Below are 1,435 nucleotides of genomic sequence, written 5' to 3' on the forward strand. Positions count from 1 at the left end.
GCCAACCCTGCGCATGCTGATGGGCGGCGCGCTGATCATCGTGGCCATCGTGGTGTCCGGGCTGATGGGCGGCGCCAAACCGGCCAAGCAGCCGGCCACCACGGCCGAGGTTCACTGAGTACGGTCGTTATGCCCCAGGTCCCGTTGTGGGTCGATCTGGTCGCGCACTCTTTGCTTGAGCACCTTGGCTTCCGGGAAGCCCCCGTCGGCCTTGCGTTCCCAGATCTGCACACCGTCGCAGGTAATCCGAAACGCACCGCCGGTGGCCGGCTCCAGGGCCACTTTGCCGAGGTCATCGGCGAACGTGCTCAGCAGTTCCTGGGCCAGCCAGGCGGCGCGCAGCAGCCACTGACACTGGGTGCAATAGGTGATGACAATCTCGGGCTTGGCCGCTGACATGAATTGACTGGCTCCTGCTTGGCGGGTTGAAAGGATCGAGTGGCTATAATACCGGCCTTTATCGTCCTGCCTTGAGATTGATGATGCGCCGCCTGTTGTCCTGCCTGTTGCTGTGCCTGTTCCCTGTCCTCGTCCAAGCCGTCGAAAATCCGCGCCCGAAGATCGGCCTGGTGCTCTCCGGCGGTGCCGCCCGTGGCCTGGCGCACATTGGCGTGCTCAAGGCCCTGGAAGAACAGGGCATCCACATCGATGCGATTGCCGGCACCAGCATGGGTGCGGTGATCGGCGGGCTGTACGCCTCGGGCTACAAGATCGACGAGCTGGAAAAACTCGCACTGAACATCGACTGGAAGCTCGCCCTGTCTGACGCGCCACCGCGGGAAGACGTGCCATTCCGGCGCAAGCAGGATGACCGGGATTTCCTGGTCAAACAGAAACTCAGCTTCCGCGACGACGGCAGCCTCGGCCTGCCACTGGGGGTGATCCAGGGTCAGAACCTGGCCTTGCTGCTGGAAAGCATGTTCGCTCACACCAGTAACGTGCGGGATTTCGACAAGCTGCCGATCCCCTTCCGCGCCGTGGCCACCGACATCACCAGTGGTGAAAAAGTGGTGTTCCGCAAAGGCCACCTGCCCCAGGTGATCCGCGCCAGCATGTCGATCCCGGCGGTATTTGCCCCGGTGGAACTGGATGGCCGGCTGCTGGTGGACGGCGGCATGACCGATAACATCCCGCTGGATGTGGCGCGGGAAATGGGGGTCGACATCGCCATCGTCGTCGACATCGGCACCCCGCTGCGCTCACGCAAGCAACTCAACACCGTGGTGGACGTGCTCAACCAGTCCATCACCCTGATGACCCGGCGCAATTCCGAAGAACAACTCAAGGCCCTGGCGCCCCGCGACGTGCTGATCCAGCCGCCCCTGGCCGCCTACGGGGTGACGGATTTCGGGCGCGCCAAGGACATGATCGACGCGGGCTACCGCGCCACCCGCGCACTCGACGTGCGCCTGGCGCACCTGCGCCCGGCCGAACC

The 1,435-nt window shown here is 64.3% G+C and carries 2 protein-coding genes and 1 pseudogene; 2 read left to right on the forward strand and 1 reads right to left on the reverse strand.

The window, feature by feature from the left end:
* A pseudogene (locus tag HX846_RS32445) lies at positions 1-118 on the forward strand (EamA family transporter); the annotation flags it as partial.
* Here HX846_RS32445 and HX846_RS32450 read toward each other — a convergent pair.
* A complete protein-coding gene (locus HX846_RS32450; RefSeq protein WP_003214624.1) occupies positions 112-399 on the reverse strand; it encodes a SelT/SelW/SelH family protein in 288 nt (95 codons plus the stop codon). The pseudogene HX846_RS32445 and the gene HX846_RS32450 overlap by 7 nt on opposite strands.
* Before the next feature lie 83 nt (positions 400-482).
* On the opposite strand from HX846_RS32450, the gene HX846_RS32455 reads away from it, so the two are divergent.
* On the forward strand, positions 483-1,435 hold a 953-nt coding region (locus HX846_RS32455), incomplete at its 3' end, for a patatin-like phospholipase family protein (protein ID WP_178966977.1).

The organism is Pseudomonas sp. K5002, from assembly GCF_013386655.1.
In the GTDB taxonomy this organism is placed as follows: Bacteria; Pseudomonadota; Gammaproteobacteria; order Pseudomonadales; family Pseudomonadaceae; genus Aquipseudomonas.

Bases quoted from the DNA above. Each gene is read 5' to 3' on its own strand.
- HX846_RS32450 (WP_003214624.1), bottom strand. From the start codon at position 399: ATGTCAGCGGCCAAGCCCGAGATTGTCATCACCTATTGCACCCAGTGT.